The 19,036-nt window shown below is 73.9% G+C and carries 10 protein-coding genes and 1 pseudogene; 9 read left to right on the top strand and 2 right to left on the bottom strand.

All coding sequences use genetic code 11. The features are described from left to right. The first annotated feature begins 245 nt into the window (after positions 1 to 245). The 8 genes and pseudogenes from ACFVYA_RS32360 to ACFVYA_RS32325 all read left to right on the top strand — a co-directional run bounded on the left by ACFVYA_RS32360 (position 246) and on the right by ACFVYA_RS32325 (position 16,418). On the top strand, positions 246 to 6,779 hold the full coding sequence (locus tag ACFVYA_RS32360; RefSeq protein WP_387050414.1) for an SDR family NAD(P)-dependent oxidoreductase: 6,534 nt from the start codon (positions 246 to 248) through the stop codon (positions 6,777 to 6,779). 5 nt (positions 6,780 to 6,784) lie between these two features. Then, a complete protein-coding gene (locus ACFVYA_RS32355) occupies positions 6,785 to 11,074 on the top strand; it encodes a beta-ketoacyl synthase N-terminal-like domain-containing protein (RefSeq protein WP_387050452.1) in 4,290 nt (1,429 codons plus the stop codon). Then, positions 11,071 to 11,376 carry an acyl carrier protein gene (locus ACFVYA_RS32350; RefSeq protein ID WP_285991671.1) on the top strand — a complete coding sequence of 102 codons (306 nt, stop codon included), beginning with the start codon at positions 11,071 to 11,073 and terminating at the stop codon, positions 11,374 to 11,376. Before ACFVYA_RS32355 ends, ACFVYA_RS32350 begins: the two co-directional genes overlap by 4 nt. Further along, positions 11,373 to 12,179 carry an alpha/beta fold hydrolase gene (locus ACFVYA_RS32345; RefSeq protein ID WP_387050412.1) on the top strand — a complete coding sequence of 269 codons (807 nt, stop codon included), beginning with the start codon at positions 11,373 to 11,375 and terminating at the stop codon, positions 12,177 to 12,179. The genes ACFVYA_RS32350 and ACFVYA_RS32345 overlap by 4 nt, the downstream gene beginning before the upstream one ends. Next, positions 12,179 to 13,345, top strand: coding sequence for a glycosyltransferase (locus ACFVYA_RS32340; protein WP_387050410.1), 1,167 nt, complete (start codon positions 12,179 to 12,181; stop codon positions 13,343 to 13,345). The genes ACFVYA_RS32345 and ACFVYA_RS32340 overlap by 1 nt, the downstream gene beginning before the upstream one ends. Positions 13,346 to 13,391: 46 nt before the next feature. Then, positions 13,392 to 13,844: a GNAT family N-acetyltransferase gene (locus ACFVYA_RS32335; RefSeq protein WP_387050409.1), complete on the top strand. Its 453-nt coding sequence runs from the start codon at positions 13,392 to 13,394 to the stop codon at positions 13,842 to 13,844. A gap of 26 nt (positions 13,845 to 13,870) precedes the next feature. After that, entirely contained in the window at positions 13,871 to 14,707 is an 837-nt protein-coding gene (locus tag ACFVYA_RS32330; RefSeq protein ID WP_387050408.1) for an SDR family NAD(P)-dependent oxidoreductase, read from the top strand. A gap of 80 nt (positions 14,708 to 14,787) precedes the next feature. Beyond that, positions 14,788 to 16,418, top strand: a pseudogene (locus ACFVYA_RS32325) (MFS transporter). 110 nt (positions 16,419 to 16,528) lie between these two features. On the opposite strand, the gene ACFVYA_RS32320 reads toward ACFVYA_RS32325, so the two are convergent. Continuing rightward, positions 16,529 to 17,365: a PHP domain-containing protein gene (locus ACFVYA_RS32320; RefSeq protein ID WP_387050406.1), complete on the bottom strand. Its 837-nt coding sequence runs from the start codon at positions 17,363 to 17,365 to the stop codon at positions 16,529 to 16,531. Positions 17,366 to 17,405: 40 nt separating this feature from the next. Between ACFVYA_RS32320 and ligD the strand changes: the two genes are divergently transcribed. Further along, on the top strand, positions 17,406 to 18,353 hold the full coding sequence (gene ligD, locus ACFVYA_RS32315; RefSeq protein ID WP_387050405.1) for a non-homologous end-joining DNA ligase: 948 nt from the start codon (positions 17,406 to 17,408) through the stop codon (positions 18,351 to 18,353). Between the two features lie 142 nt (positions 18,354 to 18,495). Here the strand turns inward: ligD and ACFVYA_RS32310 are convergent. Then, a partial coding sequence (locus tag ACFVYA_RS32310; protein WP_387050403.1) for a thiolase family protein occupies positions 18,496 to 19,036 on the bottom strand: 541 nt, incomplete at its 5' end.

The raw sequence follows: 19,036 nt of genomic DNA, 5'->3' as shown, positions 1-19,036 counted from the left end.
TTGCGCCGTCCGGCGGTGTGAACCGGGTGGACCACGCCGTGGAACCGGTCCGCCGCACCCCGGCCGAGCCGGGTGCCGGACCGGGAACGTGACGGTGACGTTAAATTCTTGCGCCGTCGGCCTGGTCCATCCCGAATTTTCTGAACCTCGGCTATGAAATCGTGGTGGGTTGTTGACGGCACGGAAGGAACCCGCTTAAGTACTCCCCGTTACCCTTCACCCTTTCGTGCGTAGCGGGAGTTCCCATGCGTCTCTCGAAAGACGACTCCGTGCCGGCCGGGCTGGTCGTCGCCGTGTCGCCGCTGCGATGGCCGTCGGCGCGCGGGGTCGCCGCCGCGGCGCGCGGGGGCGGGCTCGGCGTGCTCGACCTGACGGCCCGGGCCGCCGCGGCCGCGGAAGAGCTCGCGCTGCTGGGGGAATGGGGGGTCCCGGCGTTCGGGGTCCGGCTGACGCGACCGGCCGACCTGCCCGATGCCGTGACCACCGTGCTGCTGACCGAAGACGCCGCGTGCACCCCGCGGGACTTCCCGGGCCGGCGGGTGCTGGCCGAGGTCACCTCCCGCGCGGCGGCCGTCCGGGCCGTCGCGGCCGGCGCCGACGGCCTGATCGCCCGCGGGCACGAATGCGGCGGCCGGATCGGGGAACTGAGCACCTTCGTGCTGCTGCAGGCCCTGCTCGCCGACGACGGCGTCGGCGTCGGTGTGTGGGCGGCGGGCGGCATCGGACCGCACACCGCCGCGGCCGCCGTGGCGGGTGGCGCGGCCGGCGTCGTCGTCGACACCCAGCTCGCGCTGCTGCCGGAAGCCGAGCTGCCGTCGGCCCTGACCACCGCGCTCACCGGCCTCGACGGCTCGGAAACGACCGTTGCCGACGGCGTTCGCGTGCTGGCCCGGCGCGGCACCGAGCCCCTCGATGTGGGCCAGGACGTCTTCCTCGCCACCCGGTTCCGCGACCGCTGGGGCACGGTGACCGCGGCGGTGCGCGGCCTGGCCGACGCCGTCGGCGCGGCCCTGCGCCTGCCGGACGCGGTGCTGGGCCCCGGCAGCGCGGGCAGCCGCGCGCTCGGCACCGCGCTGCCGGTCGCCCAGGGACCGATGACCCGGGTCAGCGACCAGCCCGCCTTCGCGGCCGAGGTCGCCGCGGGCGGCGCGCTGCCGTTCATCGCGCTGGCCCTGTCCGGCCCGGAGCAGACCCGCGACGTGCTGGAGCGGACCCGCGCGGCCGTCGGCGACGCACCCTGGGGAGTCGGTGTCCTCGGGTTCGCCGCCGACGACGTCAAGGCCGCACAGCTGGCGGTCATCCGCGCACTGCGGCCCACGCACGCGATCATCGCCGGCGGCCGCCCCGCTCAGGCCGCGGCCCTGGAAGACGCCGGTATCGCCACGTTCCTGCACGTGCCCTCGCCGGGCCTGCTGAAGCAGTTCCTCGAGGCGGGCGCCCGCAAATTCGTCTTCGAAGGGTCGGAGTGCGGCGGGCACGTCGGCCCGCGCACCAGCTTCCCGTTGTGGGAAGCCCAGCTCGGCGTGCTCGCCGACTTCCTCGCGGCCACCCCGGCCGCGGCCGCGGACCTGCAGCTGCTGTTCGCCGGCGGTATCCACGACGAACGCTCGGCCGCGATGGTGGCCGCTCTCGCCGCCCCGGTGGCCGCGCGCGGCGCGGCGATCGGGGTGCTGATGGGCACCGCCTACCTCTTCACCCGCGAGGCCGTCGACGCGGGCGCCGTGCTCCCGCTGTTCCAGCGCCGGCTCCTCGAAGCCGAGCAGACCGACCTCCTCGAAACCGCGCCGGGCCACGCCACCCGCTGCGTGCGCAGCCCGTTCACCGAGGAGTACGCCGCGATCAAGGCGGACCTCGCCGAGCGCGGTGTGGCGAACCGCGACGCCTGGGAGCACCTGGAAACACTCAACGTCGGCCGGCTCCGCCTGGCGAGCAAGGGCATCGAGCGCGTCGGCGCGGAACTGCGGGACGTCGCCGAAGACCGCCAGCTCGCCGAAGGCATGTTCATGGCGGGCGAGGTCGCCGTGCTGCGCTCCGCCGTCACCACGATCGCCGGCCTGCACCACTCGGTGGGTGAAGGCGCGAACGCGTTCCTGCGGGCGCGGGCCGCCGCGTTCGGCGTCCCCGAGGCCGAGCCGCCCGCGCCGGCGCCGCTGGACATCGCGATCGTCGGCATGGCCTGCATGTTCCCGCAGGCGCCTGACCTGGCCGCGTTCTGGGCGAACGTCCTGGCCGGCACCGACGCGGTCACCGAGGTGCCCCCGCAGCGCTGGGACACCTCCCTGTACTACGACCCCGATGGCCAAGGCGAGCGGACGCCGTCGCGCTGGGGCGGGTTCCTGCCGGAAATCGGTTTCGACCCGCTGAAGTACGGCATCCCGCCGTCGTCGCTGGCCAGCATCGAGCCCGTGCAGCTGCTGGCCCTGGAGGCCGCGCACCGCGCCCTGGCCGACGCGGGCTACGCCGACCGCGCGTTCGACCGGGCCCGCACGTCGGTCGTGTTCGGCGCCGAAGCGGGCAGCGACCTGTCGAACGCGATGACCCTGCGGTCCGTGCTGCCGTCCTACCTCGGCGAACTGCCGTCCGAACTGGACGAACGGCTGCCGCGGGTCACCGAAGACTCCTTCCCCGGCGTGCTCGCCAACGTGATCGCCGGCCGGATCGCCAACCGGCTCGACCTGGGCGGGGCCAACTACACCGTCGACGCCGCGTGCGCGTCCTCGCTGACCGCGGTCGACGTCGCCTGCAAGGAACTGACCGCGGGCACCAGCGACCTCGTCCTCTGCGGTGGCGCGGACCTGCACAACGGCATCAACGACTACCTCCTGTTCGCTTCGGCGCACGCGCTCTCGCCGACCGGCCGGTCGGCGACGTTCGACAGCGCGGCCGACGGCATCGCGCTCGGTGAAGGCGTCGCGTGCCTCGCCCTGAAGCGCCTCGTCGACGCCGAACGCGACGGCGACCGGGTGTACGCCGTGATCAAGGGCGTCGGCGCGGCTTCCGACGGCCGCGCGCTCGGCTTGACCGCGCCCCGGCCCGAGGGCCAGCACACCGCGTTGACCCGCGCGTACCGCAACGCCGGTGTCTCGCCCGCGCGCGTCGGCCTCGTCGAGGCGCACGGCACCGGCACCGTCGTCGGCGACCGGACCGAGCTCGGCACGCTGACGAAGGTGTTCACCGAGGCCGGCGCCGCACCGGGCGGGTGCACGATCGGCTCGGTGAAGTCGCAGATCGGGCACACCAAGTGCGCCGCCGGCCTGGCCGGGCTGATCAAGGCCGCGCTGGCGGTGCACACCGGCGTCAAGCCGCCGACGCTGCACCTTTCGGCGCCGAACTCGGCTTGGGACCCTTCGACGAGCCCGTTCGTGTTCCAGTCGGCCGCGCAGCCGTGGACCGCGCCGCCGGCCGAGCGGCTCGCCGGGGTGAGCGCGTTCGGCTTCGGCGGAACCAACTTCCACGTGGTGCTCGGCGCGCACGACGGCGTGCCGCCCGCGCAGGCCGCGGACGAGTGGCCCGCGGAGCTGTTCACCTTCACGACGGAGTCCGCGGCCCGGGAGCTGCTGACCACGGCGTCGGAAGCTCCTTCCCCGTGGCGGCTGCGGGATCTGGCGCTGGCGGCAAACCTGCGGGCGCAGGGACGTCCGGTGCGGCTCGCCGTCGTCGCGTCCACAGTGGACGAGCTGACCGGACTGCTGCGCAAGGCACTGGACGGGCACGACGCACCCGGCGTGTTCCGCGCGGACGACGCGGTGCGGGGCGAGGTCGCGGTGCTGTTCCCCGGCCAGGGCAGCCAGCGCCCGGGCATGTTCGCCGAGCTGTTCGTCACCTTCCCCGACCTGCAGCGTTATCTGCGGCTCGATCCGGCGACGGCCGGGATCGTCTTCGGCCCGGCGGTGTTCGGCGAGACGGCGCGGCAGGACTCCGTGGACCGGGTCACCGACACGCGCGTCGCCCAGCCCGCGCTCGGGATGGCCGGGCTGGCCGCGTTCCGGCTGCTGACCCGCGCCGGCGTGCGGCCCGCGATGCTGGGCGGCCACAGCTACGGCGAGCTGACGGCGCTGGCGGCGGCAGGCGCCTTCACGCCGGAAGGACTGTTGCACGCGAGCCACGTCCGGGCGGCGGCGATCCTCGACGCGGTACCCGACGGCGATCCGGGGGCGATGGCCGCGGTGTCGGCTTCCGCCGCCGAGGTTCTCCCGGTCCTCGGCGAATCGCCGGTCGTCCTGGCCAACCACAACTCGCCCAAGCAGACGGTGATCTCCGGGCCCACCGCCGACGTCGAGGCCGCCGTCGGGCACCTGCGGGCCGCCGGGCTCGGCGCGAAGCGGATCCAGGTCGCGTGCGCGTTCCACAGCTCGCTGGTGGCGCCCGCGGGGGAGGCGTTCGGCCGGGCGCTGGACGCGATCGGCGTCGTGCGGCCCGCGGTCCCGGTGTACGGCAACCGGACGGCCGCGCCCTACCCGGCGGACCCGGACGCGATCCGCGGCGAGCTGGCCGCCCAGCTGGGTGCGCCGGTCCGGTTCGTCGAGCAGGTCGAGGCGATGTACGCGGCCGGGGCGCGGGTGTTCGTCGAGGCCGGGCCCGGGGCCGTGCTGGCGAAGCAGGTCGCCGCCATCCTCGGCGACCGGCCGCACCGGACGGTCGGGTTCGAACAGCCGCGCCGCCGCGGCCTGCCGGGCTTCCTCGGCGCGCTGGCGCAGCTGGCGGTGTCCGGGGTGGACGTCGAGACGGGCTGGCTGTTCCGCGGCCGCGACGCGGTCGACGCTTTCACCGCGCCACGCCCGAAGCGTCCGGGGTGGACGGTCGACGGCCACCTGCTGCGCGCGGCGGATGGCACGATCCCGGCCGGCGCCCTCCGCCCGGCGGAACGGATCTCGTTCGGGGCGGTGGCGGCGGCCCCGCAGGCGGCCACGTCGGAGGCGATGGTCGCGGACTTCCTGCGCACGAGCCGCGAGATGATCGCCGCCCAGCGTGACGTGCTCCTGGGTTTCCTCGGCGTCGGCGCCGACGCCCCGCTGCCGGTTCCGGCGCCGGTTCCGGCGCCGGTCCCGGTGCGGATCGTCGAGCAGCCCGTGGTCGTTCCGGTCGCGGCGCCCAGGACGGCTTCGGTGCTGGAGACCGTGGTGGCGGTGATCGGGGAGCGGACGGGGTATCCGGTCGAGATGATCGAGCCGGACCTCGATCTGGAAGCCGACCTCAGTGTGGACTCGATCAAGCGAGCCGAGATCGCCGGGGAGCTGGCCATCCGCCTGAACCTCGACACCGGAGGTGACGTCGAGGAGCTGGCCAAGGCCCGAACCGCCGCGGCCATCGCCGCACTCGTCGGTGCCGACCGCCCCGAGGTGGGGCGCCCCGAGCCCGAGCCGGAACCCGGCGAGCCCGCGCCGCTCATCGTGGCGCCGAAACGGCTGGTCATGGCCGAAGCCGCGCTGGCTCCCGCCGAGGCTCCCGATGTCAGCGGGAGGAAGTTCCTGCTTCTGGGCCGCGGGCCGCTCGCCGAGGCCGTCCGAGCGGACCTCGCCGGGCTCGGCGCGTCCGCCGAGATCGCCGACGAGGTCCGAGCCGGGTTCGACGGCGTCCTGATCCTGCCCGGGGACGGACCCGTGCTGCCCGCCGCCTTCCCGCGGTACCAGGCCGCGCTGGCCACGAATCCCGGCTGGCTGCTGACCGCCGGTCCCGGCGAAGGCCTGCGCGGCTTCCACCGCAGCCTCGCCCGCGAATACCCGGACACCCTCACCCGCGTGGTCGAACTGTCGCCGGCCGAAACGCCCTTGGAACAGGCCGCGGCCTTCGTCCAGGAGCTGGCCGCACCAGACCGCGAACCGGTCGTCGTCCGCGAAGGCGGGAACCGCAAGGGCTTCCGGATGACCGAGCAGGACCTCGGCCCGCTCGGCAGCAGCGGCGCGGGCCCGGCGGGCGACGGCGCCGCCGAAGCCGCCGCGATCGGGCTGGACCGCGACTCGGTCGTCCTGCTCGTCGGGGGCGCCAAGGGCATCACCGCCCGGTTCGCCGCGACCCTCGCCGCAGCCGCCCGCTGCCGGATCGAACTGCTCGGGCGGACGCCGGTCCCGGCGGCAGCGGACGAACACCCGCAGGCCACGACCACCGCGGACCTCCGCGCCGCGCTCATCACCGCCGGGCTGAAGCGCCCCGCCGAAATCGAACGGACGGTCCGCCGGATCCAGGGCGAACGCGAAGTCCGGCAAACGCTGGCCAAGCTCGAAGCCCTCGGCAGCCCGGTGCGCTACCAGTCGGTCGACATGCTCGACGCCGAAGCCGTGCACCGCGCGGTCAAGGAGATCCACGCCGAGCACGGCCGCCTCGACGGCATCGTCTACGCGGCCGGTGTGATCGAGGACAAGCTCGTCGCCGAGAAGACGCCGGAGTCGTTCGAGCGCGTGTACGGCACCAAGGTCGACGGTGCCCGCACCCTCCTGGAGGCCACCGCCGACCTGCCCGACGAGCCGGCGTTCGTGGTCCTGTTCGGCAGCATCGCCGCCGCACTCGGCAACCGCGGCCAGTCCGACTACGCCGCCGCCAACGACGCCCTCGAAGCGCTGGGCCGCCGGTGGCCCGCCGGGCGCGCGGTGACCGTCCACTGGGGACCGTGGGCACCCACCGGCGAGCACGACGGCATGGTGACGCCCGGGCTGATGCGCGACTACGCCCGGCGCGGCATCGCGCTGATCGATCCGGAGGAGGGCACCCTCGGCCTGCTGCGCGAGCTGGCGTGGGGCCGCGCCGGTACCGGCGCCGTCGTCCACACCGCGTCCGGGTGGTGACGGACGTGCGCGTGGCCGGCCGTGTTGCCATCGTCGGGATGTCGGTGCTGCTGCCGGGCGCTCCGGACCTGGCGAGTTACTGGCGCAACCTGGCCGGCGGCGTCGACGCGATCACCGAGGTGCCGCCCGGGAAGTGGGACCACGCGCACTACGCGCCGGACGAGCAGCGCCGGGCCGACCGGCTCTACTGCCGGCGCGGCGGGTTCGTCGACGACCTGGCCGAAGTGGACGTCACCGGCTTCGGGATCATGCCGAACTCCGTGCCCGCCACCGAGCCCGACCAGCTGATCGCGCTGCGCGTCGCGGCGCAGGCCGTCGCGGACGCGGGTGGCCCGGACCGCCTGCCCGCCGACCGCGGGAAGATCGGCGTCGTGCTCGGCCGCGGCGGCTACCTGACGCCGGGCCTGGTCCGCCTCGACCAGCGCGTCCGCACCGCGAGCCAGCTCGTCCGCACCCTCGGCGAGCTGCTGCCCGACCTGGACGCGGACCGGCTCGACGCCGTCCGCCAGGCCTTCACCGACCAGCTCGGCCCCGAGGCGCCCGAGTCCGCGATCGGGCTGGTGCCCAACCTGGCCGCGTCGCGGCTGGCCAACCGCCTCGACCTGCGCGGTCCGGCGTACACGGTGGACGCCGCGTGCGCGTCCTCGTTGATCGCCGTCGACCACGCCGTGCGGGAACTGCTCACCGGCCGGTGCGACGTCGTCCTCGCCGGCGGCGTGCACCACTGCCACGACATCACCTTCTGGAGCGTGTTCACCCAGCTCGGCGCCCTGTCGCCGTCCGAGCGGATCCGGCCGTTCCACCGCGACGCCGACGGCGTGCTGATCGGCGAGGGCACCGGGGTCGTCGTCCTCAAGCGCCTCGCCGACGCCCAGCGCGACGGCGACCGCGTCTACGCCGTGATCACCGGCACCGGCGTCGCCTCCGACGGGCGGACCGCGAGCCTGGCCAGCCCCGACTCCGGCGGGCAGGTCCGGGCCGTCCGCCAGGCGTGGGCCGCGGCGGGCCTGGACCCGGCCGCTCCCGACTCCCTTGGCCTGCTGGAGGCGCACGGCACCGCGACCCCGGCCGGCGACGCGGCGGAGCTCGCCACCCTGTCGGAGGTGTTCGGGGCGCAGGGGAGCGCGGTGCTCGGCTCGGTCAAGTCGATGATCGGCCACACGATGCCCGCGGCCGGGATCGCCGGGCTCGTCAAGGCGGCGTTGGCCGTGCACCACGGCGTCCTCCTGCCCACCCTGCACTGCGACGACCCGCACCCGGAGCTCGCGAGGACTCGCTTCTCCACTTTGGCCGCCGCCGAGCCGTGGGACGCGCCGGTGCGCCGCGCGGGAGTCAACGCCTTCGGCTTCGGCGGGATCAACGCCCACGTCGTGCTGGAACAGGCGCCGGGCCGCGCGAAGCCGGTCGTGGTGCGCGAGCCCGAACGCGTGCTGCGGCTGGCCGCACCGACCGTCGACGCGCTGCGCGAGGCGTTCGACCGGCCCGGCCCGCCGGAAACCGGCGACGGCCCGGTCCGGCTCGGCATCGTCGACCCGACGGAGAAGCGGCTGGCACTGGCCAGGAAGGTCCTCGCGCGCGGCCGGGCCTGGCGTGGCCGCAACGACGTGTGGTTCGCCGACCGCCCCCTGCTCGGCCCGGGCGGCGGCAAGATCGCGTTCCTCTTCCCCGGCTTGGAATCGGAACTCACGCTGAACTGCGGCGACCTCGCCCGCCACTTCGGCCTGCCGTGGAAGCACGGCGACGTCGAGGTCGGCGACGTCGGACGGCAGGGTGCCGCGGTGTTCGAGCTCGGCCGGCTGCTGCACGCGGCGCTCGGCCGGCTCGGCGTCACACCGGACGCCGTCGCCGGGCACAGCCTGGGCGAGTGGACGGCGATGGCCGTGGCCGGCGTCTACGCCGAAGAAGAGGTCGACGCGTTCCTCGCCGGGTTCGACCCGGACGCGCTGGTCGTCCCCGGGCTCGCCTTCGCCGCGGTCGGCGCGCCCGCGCCGCGCGTGCTCGAGGAGCTGGCCGGGCGCGCGGACGTCGTCCTCTCCCACGACAACTCCCCGAACCAGGCCATGATCTGCGGGCCGGAAGCGCCGGTCGGCGCGCTCGTGCGGCGCTTCCGGGACGCCGGGATCGTGGCGCAGGTGCTGCCGTTCCGGTCCGGCTTCCACACCCCGATGCTGCGGCCCTACCTGGGGCCGATCCGCGAAGCGGCCGAGCGCTTCACGCTGCACCCGCCGTCCCTGCCGCTGTGGTCGGCGACCACGGTGTCCGAATACCCGGCGGCCGAGGCCGAGGTCCGCGAGCTGTTCGTGCGACACCTGCTGCGGCCGGTGCGGTTCCGCCCGCTCGTGCGGGCGCTGCACGCCGCCGGGTTCCGCGCGTTCGTCCAGGCCGGCGCCGGGCAGCTCGGCTCGCTCGTCGGCGACACGCTGCACGGCGAGGAGCACCTCGTCGTGGCGGCGCACTCGGCGCAGCGCCCGGGGCTCGCGCAGCTGCGCCGGGTCGCGACCGCGCTGTGGGCCGAGGGGCACGATCCCGACTTCACCCGGCTGCCCGGCGAGCGCCCGGCGACGCCGAAGGCGGTCAAGCTCGACCTCGGCGGCCGCCTGATCTCCCTCGACGACCAGGTCCGCGCGCGGATCGCGCTGCCGGCCACCCGCCGGGCAGGAGTGGACGACCTGGCCACGAAGGGGCCGCTCGCCGCGGAGTTCGCCGCCCTGCTGGCCGACACCGCGGAGCTGGCGTCCACGGTGCTCGCGGGACCGGCACGCCGCCTCCCGGCGCCGCAGGAACTGGACACCACGCTGACGGTGTCGCTCGAGACGATGCCGTACCTGCTCGACCACTGCTTCTTCAAACAGCCGCCGCAGGCCGACCCGGGCGACCGCTGGCCGGTCGTCCCGGCCACGACGGTGATCGACCACCTGATGCGGTTCGCCGAGCAGGCCGCACCCGGCCGCCACGCGGTCGCGGTGCACGACGTCCGGCTCAGCCAGTGGATCACGGCGGTCCCGTCGGTCACCGTGCCGGTGCGCGTCCGGCCCCAGGGCACCGACCGGGTGCACGCGGCCATCGCCGGCTACTCGCAGGCCGTCGTGGAACTCGCGCCGGAGTACCCGGCCGGCGCGCCGGCACCGTGGCGGTTCCCGGCGTCGGCCGAACAGGTCCCCGAGACCACCGCGGCGCAGCTCTACGACGAGCGCTGGATGTTCCACGGACCGCGGTTCCAGGGCGTCACCGAGCTGACCGCCGTCGGCGAACGGCACGTCCGGGCCGTGCTGACCACGCCGGCCGCGCCCGGCGCGCTGCTCGACAACGTCGGCCAGGTGCTCGGCTACTGGATCATGTCCCGGCTGCCCGAGCGGACCACCGTCTTCCCGGTCGCCATGGGCGGAATCCGGTTCCACGGTCCGCACCCGGCCCCGGGGGCACGGCTGGAGTGCCTGATCCGGATCACCGGGCTGACGGAGGAGTTCCTCGAAGCGGACATGCAGCTGGTCCGCCACGGCGAAGTCTGGGCCGAGTTCACCGGCTGGCGCGACCGGCGGTTCGACAGCACCCCGCACATCCGGCAGGCCGACCGCACCCCCGAGCGTTCGACGCTGTCGCACGAGCAGCCGGGCGGCTGGGCGCTGGTCCACGAGCAGTGGCCGGACCTGGCCACCCGCGAGCTGATCATGCGCAACTACCTGGCCGGTCCCGAGCGCGAGGCCTACGAACGCCGTCCCCCGCGCGGGCGGCGCCAGTGGCTGCTCGGCCGGATCGCGGCCAAGGACGCGGTCCGCCAGTTCCTCTGGGCCCGCGGCGAACCCGAGATGTTCCCCGCCGAACTGCGCATCGGCAACGACGAGGCGGGCCGGCCGTTCGCGACCGGCGCCTACGGCCGGGAGCTGCCGCCGGTGACGATTTCGGTGGCGCACCGCGCCGAAGCCGGGGTGGCGATCGCCCGCCACGGGCGCTGCGGCATCGACGTCGAAGAGGTCGTGCCGCGCGCGGAGTCCACTGTGGAGGCCGCGCTCGGGCGCCGCGAGCTGGCCCTGTTCGCGAGCCTGCCCGGTGACCCGGAACGGTGGTTCGCCCGGTTCTGGACGGCCAAGGAGGCCGTGGCGAAGCTGCGCGGCACCGGCCTGCGCGGCGAACCCCGGGACTTCGAGGTCGTCACGGCGGCCCCGGAAGAGCTGACCGTCCGCGTCGCGGGTGGCGAGTACCGCGTGTGCTGCGCCGACATCGAGAACCCACCTGGTGCGCCGCCGCGCCGCTACGTCGTCGCCTGGACCGAAGAGACGAAGGAGAGTGCCGGATGAGCATCGAGACCACGGCCGCGAACGAGGTGACCGTGCTCGCCCAGCTCGGCGGAATGCTGCGGGAGCTGCTCGAGGAGTACGGCCTCGACGACACCGAGATCACCATGGACACGACGTTCCACGACGACCTCGAACTGGAGAGCGTCGACCTGGTGGCGCTGTCCGGGCAGCTGCGCGAGCACTACGGCGACCGCGTCAACTTCGCGACCTTCATCGCCGAGCGCGACCTGGACGAGATCATCGCGCTGACCGTCGGCGAGCTCGTGCGGTACATCGTCGCCTCCCTGCGGGCGACGGCGTGAGCCGGATCCGCGCGGGTGAGCTGGACGTGCACGTCCAGCGGCTCACCCCGGACGTGCCGCTGGACGGCGACGCGCCGATCGTGGTCTGCGTCCACGGCCTGCTCACCGACAGCCTCGCCAGCTACTACTTCACGCTCGGCCCGGCCTTCGCCGCGCGCGGGCTCGACGTGCTGATGTACGACCTGCGCGGGCACGGCCGCACCACGCGGCCGTCGTCCGGGTACCACCTGGAGCGGTTCGTCGACGACCTCGTCGCGGTCCTCGACGCGTGTGACGTCAGCCGGCCGGTGCACGTCGTCGGCAACTCCTTCGGCGCTTCGGTGGCGTTCGGGCTGGCCGCCGCCCGGCCCGACCGGGTGGCGAGCGTCGTCGTGATCGAGGGCGAACCCCCGACCGGGGAGTGGACCCGGCACATGGCCGACGGGCTCGCCGACGCCAAGACCCGGCTGGCGATCGACGAGGTGATCGGCTGGATCGCCGACAACCACGGCGCGCACACCGCCCGGCTGTCCAAGGCCGCGAACAAGATCCTGCAGACCACCACGATCGCCGAGGACATCCCGCGCAGCGCGACGATCGCGGCGGACCTGTCGGCGGTGCGCTGCCCGGTGTTCGCCATCTTCGGCGGCGACTCCGGGCTCTCGGCGCAGGTGCCGCACTTCGAGACGCACCTGGAGCGGTGCCGCTGCGTGGTGCTGCCCGACCAGGGACACTCGGTGCTGGTCGAGCGGACCGCGGAGGTCACCGAGCTGATCTTCGGGTGGGTCCGCGACACCGCGCGCACGCGGGCCCGGGTGCGGTAGTGGCCCGCTTCCTCTTCGTCGTCCCGCCCCTGGTCGGGCACGTCAACCCGGCCGTCGGCGTGGCGGCCGAGCTCACCGCACGCGGCCACGAGGTCGCTTGGGCGGGCCACGGCGAACTGCTGTGGCAGCTGGCCGGCCCGGAGGCGCTCGTGTTCTCCTGCGCCGCGGGGGAGCTGCCCGTGCGCCCGGCCGGGCTGAAGGGGCCGGCGGCGCTGCGCTTCCTCTGGCAGGACTTCCTCGTCCCCCTGGCCGACGCGATGGCCCCCGGCGTGGCGGCGGCGCTCGACGCCTTCGAACCACACGTCGTGGTCGCCGACCAGCAGGCACTGGCCGGCGGATTGCTCGCGGACGCCGGCGGCCTGCCGTGGGTCACGTCGGCGACGACGTCGGCCGAGCTCGTCGACCCGCTGGCCGGGATGCCGAAGGTCGGGGAGTGGGTCGGTTCGCTGCTCGACGGGCTCCGCGCGCGGATCGCCGGCGGCCGGGGCATGGCGGACCCGCGGTTCTCACCCCACGGCGTCCTCGCCTTCACCACCCGCGAACTGCTCGGCGCGATCACCCTGCCGCCGTCGGTCCGGCTCGTCGGGCCCGCGCTCGGCGCGCGACCGTCCACAACGGACTTCCCGTGGGAGTGGCTCGACCCGCTGCGGCCGACCGTACTGGTTTCCCTCGGCACCGCGAACACGTCCGCGGGCGCCGGGTTCCTGGCGGCGACGGCGGAGGCGTTCGCCGGGACGAGCGTGCGCGCGGTGATCGCCGACCCGGGGGGCGTGCTCGGCGAGGTCCCGCCGAACGTCCTGGTGCGGCCGCGGGTTCCGCAGCTGCCGCTGCTGTCGCGGGTCGACGCGGTGCTGTGCCACGCGGGCCACAACACGGTCTGCGAAACACTGTGGCACGGACTGCCGCTGGTGGTGGCCCCGATCCGGGACGACCAGCCGATCGTCGCGGCCCAGGTGGTCGCGGCGGGTGCGGGGATCCGCCTGCGGTTCGGCCGCGCGGACGCACCCCGCATCGCGGCGGCGGTCGAGGAGGTGCTGACGGAACCGGCGTACCGGCGCGCGGCCGAGACGGTGGCGGCCTCGTTCCACACGGCGGGCGGCAGCCCGGCGGCCGCGGGGCACCTGGAACAGCTGGCGTTGGAGAGCTTGGCGCACCTGCGGGCCTGAAAACTCCTGATTTACACCGAAAAATGAAGCCGTTACCGTCGTCGGGATGACTGTTTCCGAGTGTCGTCCCGAAGACGTTCCCGAACTTCTCGCGTCGGCCGCGGCATTGTTCGCCGAGGACGGTGGGCGCCACGATCCGTACATGGACACCGGCTGGCCCGCCCGCGAAGGCGCGGCCTATTACGCGGGTCTCGTCGAAGATCCGGCGTGCCTGTGCCTGCTGGCCGGTGCGGGCGCCGGTCACCTGGTCGGGCGGTTGCGGGGCCCGGACCCGCTGCGGCCGGGCGCCGTGACGGCCGTGCTCGAGAGCATGCGCGTCGCTCCGGACCGCCGTCGCGAGGGAGTGGGTGGCGCGCTCGTGGATGCGTTCGTGGCCTGGGCTCGCGAGCGCGGCACGAACGAAATGACCGTGCAGGCGTACGCGCAGAACGCCGGTGCACTCGATTTCTACCGCGCGCGCGGGTTCCGCCCGTTTCTGGTGGCCTTGACGCGCAGCTGAGCCATTCCCGGGCCACACTGGAAGCCATGGGCTTCCTGGACGGGCGGGCCGTCGTGATCACCGGTGCCGGACGCGGGCTGGGGCGGGCGTTCGCCCGGCACGCGGCCGAGAACGGCGCCGCGGTCGTCGTCAACGACGTCGACGCGGAACCGGCCTGCGAGACGGTGGCGGCGATCTCGGCGGACGGCGGAACCGCCGTGGGGAGCGTCGGGTCGGTGGCCGACGCGGCGTACGCGCGGTCGCTGATCAGCCTGTGCTGCAGGGAGTTCGGGGCACTGGACGGGCTCGTCAACAACGCCGCGGTCGGCTACCACGCGCCGCCGTGGGAGGACGACGACGCCGAGCGGGCCCGCGCGCTGGTCGAGACCAACGTGCTCGGCCCGCTCCACTGTGGCACCGCGGCCGCGAAGGTCATGTGCGCCAGGGGCCGCGGGGTCATCGTCAACGTGACGTCGGGTTCCATGATCGGGCAGCGCGGGGCCGCCGCGTACTCGGCGTCGAAGGGCGCGGTGGCGTCGATGACCTACTCGTGGGCCGGCGACCTGGCGGAGCACGGCGTGCGCGTCAACGCCGTCAGCCCGATCGCCTGGACCCGGCTGATGGCCGCCGACCCGAACGGGAACCGCGACGCACCGCCGCCCGAACGGGTGGCGCCGCTGGTGACCTACCTGCTGAGCGACCTCTCAGCCGGTGTCACCGGACAGGTGCTGCGGCTCGCCGACGGCCACCTGCACACCGTCCGGCAGCCGGGCATCATCCGGCCGGTCCTGCACCGGGAGAACTGGACGGTCGAGGAGATCGCCGCGGCCGTCGCCGGCGAGCTCGTCCTCGAATCGCCGCCGCGGGACCGCTGGACCCTTTGAGCGGCCCGGACCACCGGAACGGGTGGCTATCCACAGTGGACCTCGCGCACCAGCTTGGAGGCCGAGCGAGGAGGGCGGAGATGACGGCCACCGCGGAGGTCACCCCCGGCGCCGTGGCGCCGCCCGCCCTGAGCCGCGGCCGGGTCAACGCCGTGTTCGGCGCCGTGCTGCTCGGGATGCTGCTGGCGGCGCTGGACCAGACCATCGTCGGGACGGCGCTGCCCACGATCGTCGGCGACCTCGGCGGCGCCGGGCACCTGTCCTGGGTGGTGACGTCCTACCTGCTGGCCGAGACGATCATGACCGTGGTCGTCGGCAAACTCGGCGACCTCTTCGGCCGCAAGCCGATGTTCCAGCTGTCGGTCATCGTGTTCGGCATCGGCTCGTTCTGCGCCGGGTTCGCCGACAGCATGGTCTGGCTGATCGTCTGGCGCGCGGTGCAGGGACTCGGCGGCGGCGGGCTGATGGTCACCTCGACCGCGCTGATCGCCGATGTCGTCCCGCTGCGCGAGCGCGGCAAGTACCAGGGCGTGCTCGGCTCGGTCTTCGGCGTCCGGTCATCGACTACCTCGGCATCCTGCTCATCGGCCTCGCCGCGACCGGCCTGACCCTGGTGACCAGCTGGGGCGGCACGCAATACGCGTGGGGCTCGCTGGTGATCGTCGGGACGGCGTTCGGCTCGGTGGTGCTGCTGGCCGCCTTCGTCTTCGTCGAGCTGCGGGCGAAGGAACCGATGCTGCCGATGCGGCTCTACCTGCTTTCGCGCCTGGACACCGACACGGGCTTCTGGGAGGCGTCGGCGTACATGGCCGTGCTGGGGCTCGGTATCGGGCTCGGCATGCAGGTGCTGACCATCGCGGTGCAGAACACCGTCGACTACGCCGACCTCGGCGTCGCCACCTCGGGCGTGACGTTCCTGCGTTCGATCGGCAGCTCGTTCGGCGCGGCGATCTTCGGCACGGTGTACGCGAACCAGCTGACCCCCGCACTGGCCGCACTTCCGGTGCCGCCGGGGGTCGACCCACGGGCGCTGCAGGTCCCCACGGCGTTGCACGCGCTGCCGGAGCCGGTGTCGGCCCCGGTGATCCAGGCGTACAGCGACTCGCTGCACGTCGTGTTCCTCGCGGCGGCCCCGGTCGGCCTGGTGGCGTTCGCGTTGGCGTTCTTCCTCAGGGAGATCCCGCTGCGCGACACGGCCGGCGCGGCCGCCCCCGGCCTCGGCGACGGCTTCGCGATGCCGGAGGCCCGCACGGACGACCGCGAGCTGGAGCGCGCGGTGGCCACGCTGTTCTTCCGCGAGCGCCGGAAGGTGGCACCCGCGATCATCGAGCGAGCCGGCGGCGACCTCGACGAGGGCGGCATCTGGTGCCTGCTGCAGGTCCACCTGCGGGAACGCCGCGGTTCGCCGGCGACGCTGCGGGCGATCGGCGCGGACTTCGGCGTGCCGGCGCAGGTACTGGAGCCGGCGTTCAACCGCCTGGAGCTGACCGGGCACCTGCGGTACGCACGGGACGGCTGGGAGCTGACGTCCGCGGGCCGGGAGGAGTTCGGGAAGGTGGTGCGGGCCTGGCACGACTGGCTGGCCGACCGGCTCGGCGACTGGGGAACGAGCGACCGCGCCGACCTGGACGCGGCCATCGGCCGGGTCGCGGCGCGGCTGATGGACCAGAGCGCGGAATCGCGGACCTCCGGACGCCACGCCCTGGCCTGACGCGCGGGCGGAGCTCGCCTGCGGGCCGGTGCCGGCGCCCCAAGGTGGCCTTCGGTGTGTTGAGCGCGACCAAGGCCACCTGGGGGCGCTGGGGGCGAGCCGCGGCCGGGTCAGCGGCGCCAGAAGTCGTGCGGGGTGCGGCCTCGCCGGAAGCCGCACGACTCGACCAGGGCCGCCGCCTCCGTGAAGCCGTGGCCGACCAGCCCCGGCTCGTGGGCGTCGCTGCCGAACGCCACCGCCTCGCCACCCACGTCGAACCACCACCGGACCACCTCGCCCGGCAGCGGCACCTTCGTGTTCACCTCCAGCGCGCGGCCGCTCGCCTGCAGGGCCCGCAGCACCGTCCGGAACTCCTCCTCGAAGTCCGCCGCCACGAACGGCGGGCCCTCACCCGGCCACGAGCGCAGCGCGTAGTCGATGTGGGCGAGCACCGCGAAGTCCGCCGTCGACTCGACCAGGCCCAGCACCTCGCCGAGGTAGGCCAGCAGCAGCTCGCCCGGCCGCCGGTCCGAAATCACCGTCAGCTCGTGGTGGTGCTCGCCGTCCGGCAGGGAGTGCACCGAGCCGAGCACCCGGTCGAAGTCGTGGGCCGCCAGCAGGGCGTCGGCTCGCGGGCGGTGCCAGTGCGGCTCGCTGAGCTCCACTCCGGACAGGATCCGCAGCCCGGGAAACCGCGCCCGGCACTCCTCGACGCCCGCGAGGTACCCGGCGACGTCGAGCTCGGGTGGCTCCAGGACGCCGTCCGGGCGCAGCCGCACCCGGAAGTGGTCCGGCAGCAGCGGCCGGATCGGCTCCGGCATCAGCCACGGCGTCAGGTCCGCGTGCTCGGTGAACGCCACGGACGGCAGCCCCAGCTCGAGCGCCCGCTCGCACGAGCCGATCATCGAGCCGGTGACCGTGTCCCAGGACCATTCGGTGTGGACGTGACCGTCCGTCGGCAGGCTCACCGAACCCACCGTAGCGAGGATTTTGGGATAGCGTCTGACCATGGCTCAGAAGTCGGCGGCGGTGGAGCTGGAGGTCGGCCCGCACACGGTGCGGATCTCCAACCCGGACCGGGTCTATTTCCCGGCCCGCGGCGAGACGAAGCTCGACCTGGTCAACTACTACCTTTCGGTGGGCGACGGCATCGTCAACGCCCTGCGCGAACGGCCCTGCATGCTGCACCGCTTCCCGTCCGGCGTGGCGGGGGAGAAGGTGCACCAGAAGCGCGTCCCGAACGGTGCGCCGCCGTGGCTGCAGACCGTCCGGGTGACCTTCCCGCGCTACAACCGGCACGCCGACGAACTGTGCGTCACCGAGCTCGCGCACGTCGCCTGGGCCGTGCAGATGTCCACAGTGGAGTTCCACCCGTGGAACTCGCGCCGCGCCGACACCGAGAAGCCCGACGAGTGGCGCATCGACCTCGACCCGATGCCCGACTGCGGCTACGACCGCGTTCGCCGCGTCGCGCACGTCGCCCACGAGATCCTGGACGAGCTCGGCGCGGTCGGCTGGCCGAAGACCTCCGGCGGACGCGGCCTGCACATCTACGTCCGGATCGAACCGCGCTGGGGCTTCACCGACGTCCGGCGGGCGGCGCTCGCCTTTGCTCACGAAGTCGAACGGCGCGCTCCGGACGACGTCACCACGACGTGGTGGCGCAAGGACCGGGATCCGCGGCTGCTGTTCGTCGACTACAACCAGAACGCCCGTGATCACACGATCGCCAGCGCTTACTCGGTCCGTGGTAATCCGGAAGGCACGGTGTCGACGCCGATCCGGTGGGCGGAGATCGACGACGCCGAGCCGGGAGACTTCACGATTGCCACCGTTCCGGCGCGGTTTGCCGAGGTGGGGGATCTTCATGCCGGTATCGATGACGCGGTGTTTTCCCTTGAGCCGCTGCTGGAGTGGGCCGATCGGGATGGGGTCGAGCCGCCTGATCCGGGCTGACGTCTTTTGCGGCTCTGCTGTTCGCAACCCCGAAGCCGGATTGTGACTACGGCCGGCGGTGTTCTGGCTTCGGATCGGGGTTGCGGGGGGCTGGGTTCCGGCCGGTCGGGTGCTCGATGTCGGCCTTCGGTCGGTCGCGTGGTCAGTCCAGGCGTTCGATGATCGTTGCGTTCGCCAGGCCGCCCGCCTCGCACATCGTCTGGAGGCCGTAGCGGCCGCCCGTCTGCTCCAGGACCGACAGCAGCGTTGTCGCCAGGCGGGCGCCGCTGCCGCCCAAGGGGTGGCCGAGGGCGATTGCGCCGCCGTTGATGTTGACCTTTGCCGGGTGCGCGCCGATCTCCCGCTGCCAGGCCAGCACCACGCTGGCGAACGCTTCGTTCACCTCGAACGCGTCGATGTCCGATACCTCCAGGCCCGCGCGTGCCAGGACCTTGCGGGTGGCCGGGATGATGCCGGTCAGCATCAGGAGCGGGTCGTCGCCGGCGACGGCGAAGCTGTGGATGCGGGCTCGGGGCTTCAGGCCCAGCGCCGCCGCCTTCTCGCCGCTGGTGATGAGCAGCGCCGCCGCGCCGTCGTTGATCGGTGAGGAGTTGCCCGCCGTGATGTGCCAGCCTAGACGAGTAATGCGTAAGTCTGGGTGGTGACCGGAGACGGGCGAAGGGTGTCCAAGATCAGTTTGTGAC

This window comes from Amycolatopsis sp. NPDC058278 (genome assembly GCF_042881395.1).
Taxonomy (GTDB): domain Bacteria; phylum Actinomycetota; class Actinomycetes; order Mycobacteriales; family Pseudonocardiaceae; genus Amycolatopsis.
This window is presented reverse-complemented; position numbering and strand designations above follow the sequence as displayed.

Coding starts and splice junctions, on each gene's coding strand:
- ACFVYA_RS32330 (WP_387050408.1), top strand. CDS start 13,871: ATGGGCTTCCTGGACGGGCGGGCCGTCGTGATCACCGGTGCCGGACGC.
- ACFVYA_RS32360 (WP_387050414.1), top strand. CDS start 246: ATGCGTCTCTCGAAAGACGACTCCGTGCCGGCCGGGCTGGTCGTCGCC.
- ligD (WP_387050405.1), top strand. CDS start 17,406: ATGGCTCAGAAGTCGGCGGCGGTGGAGCTGGAGGTCGGCCCGCACACG.
- ACFVYA_RS32335 (WP_387050409.1), top strand. CDS start 13,392: ATGACTGTTTCCGAGTGTCGTCCCGAAGACGTTCCCGAACTTCTCGCG.
- ACFVYA_RS32350 (WP_285991671.1), top strand. CDS start 11,071: ATGAGCATCGAGACCACGGCCGCGAACGAGGTGACCGTGCTCGCCCAG.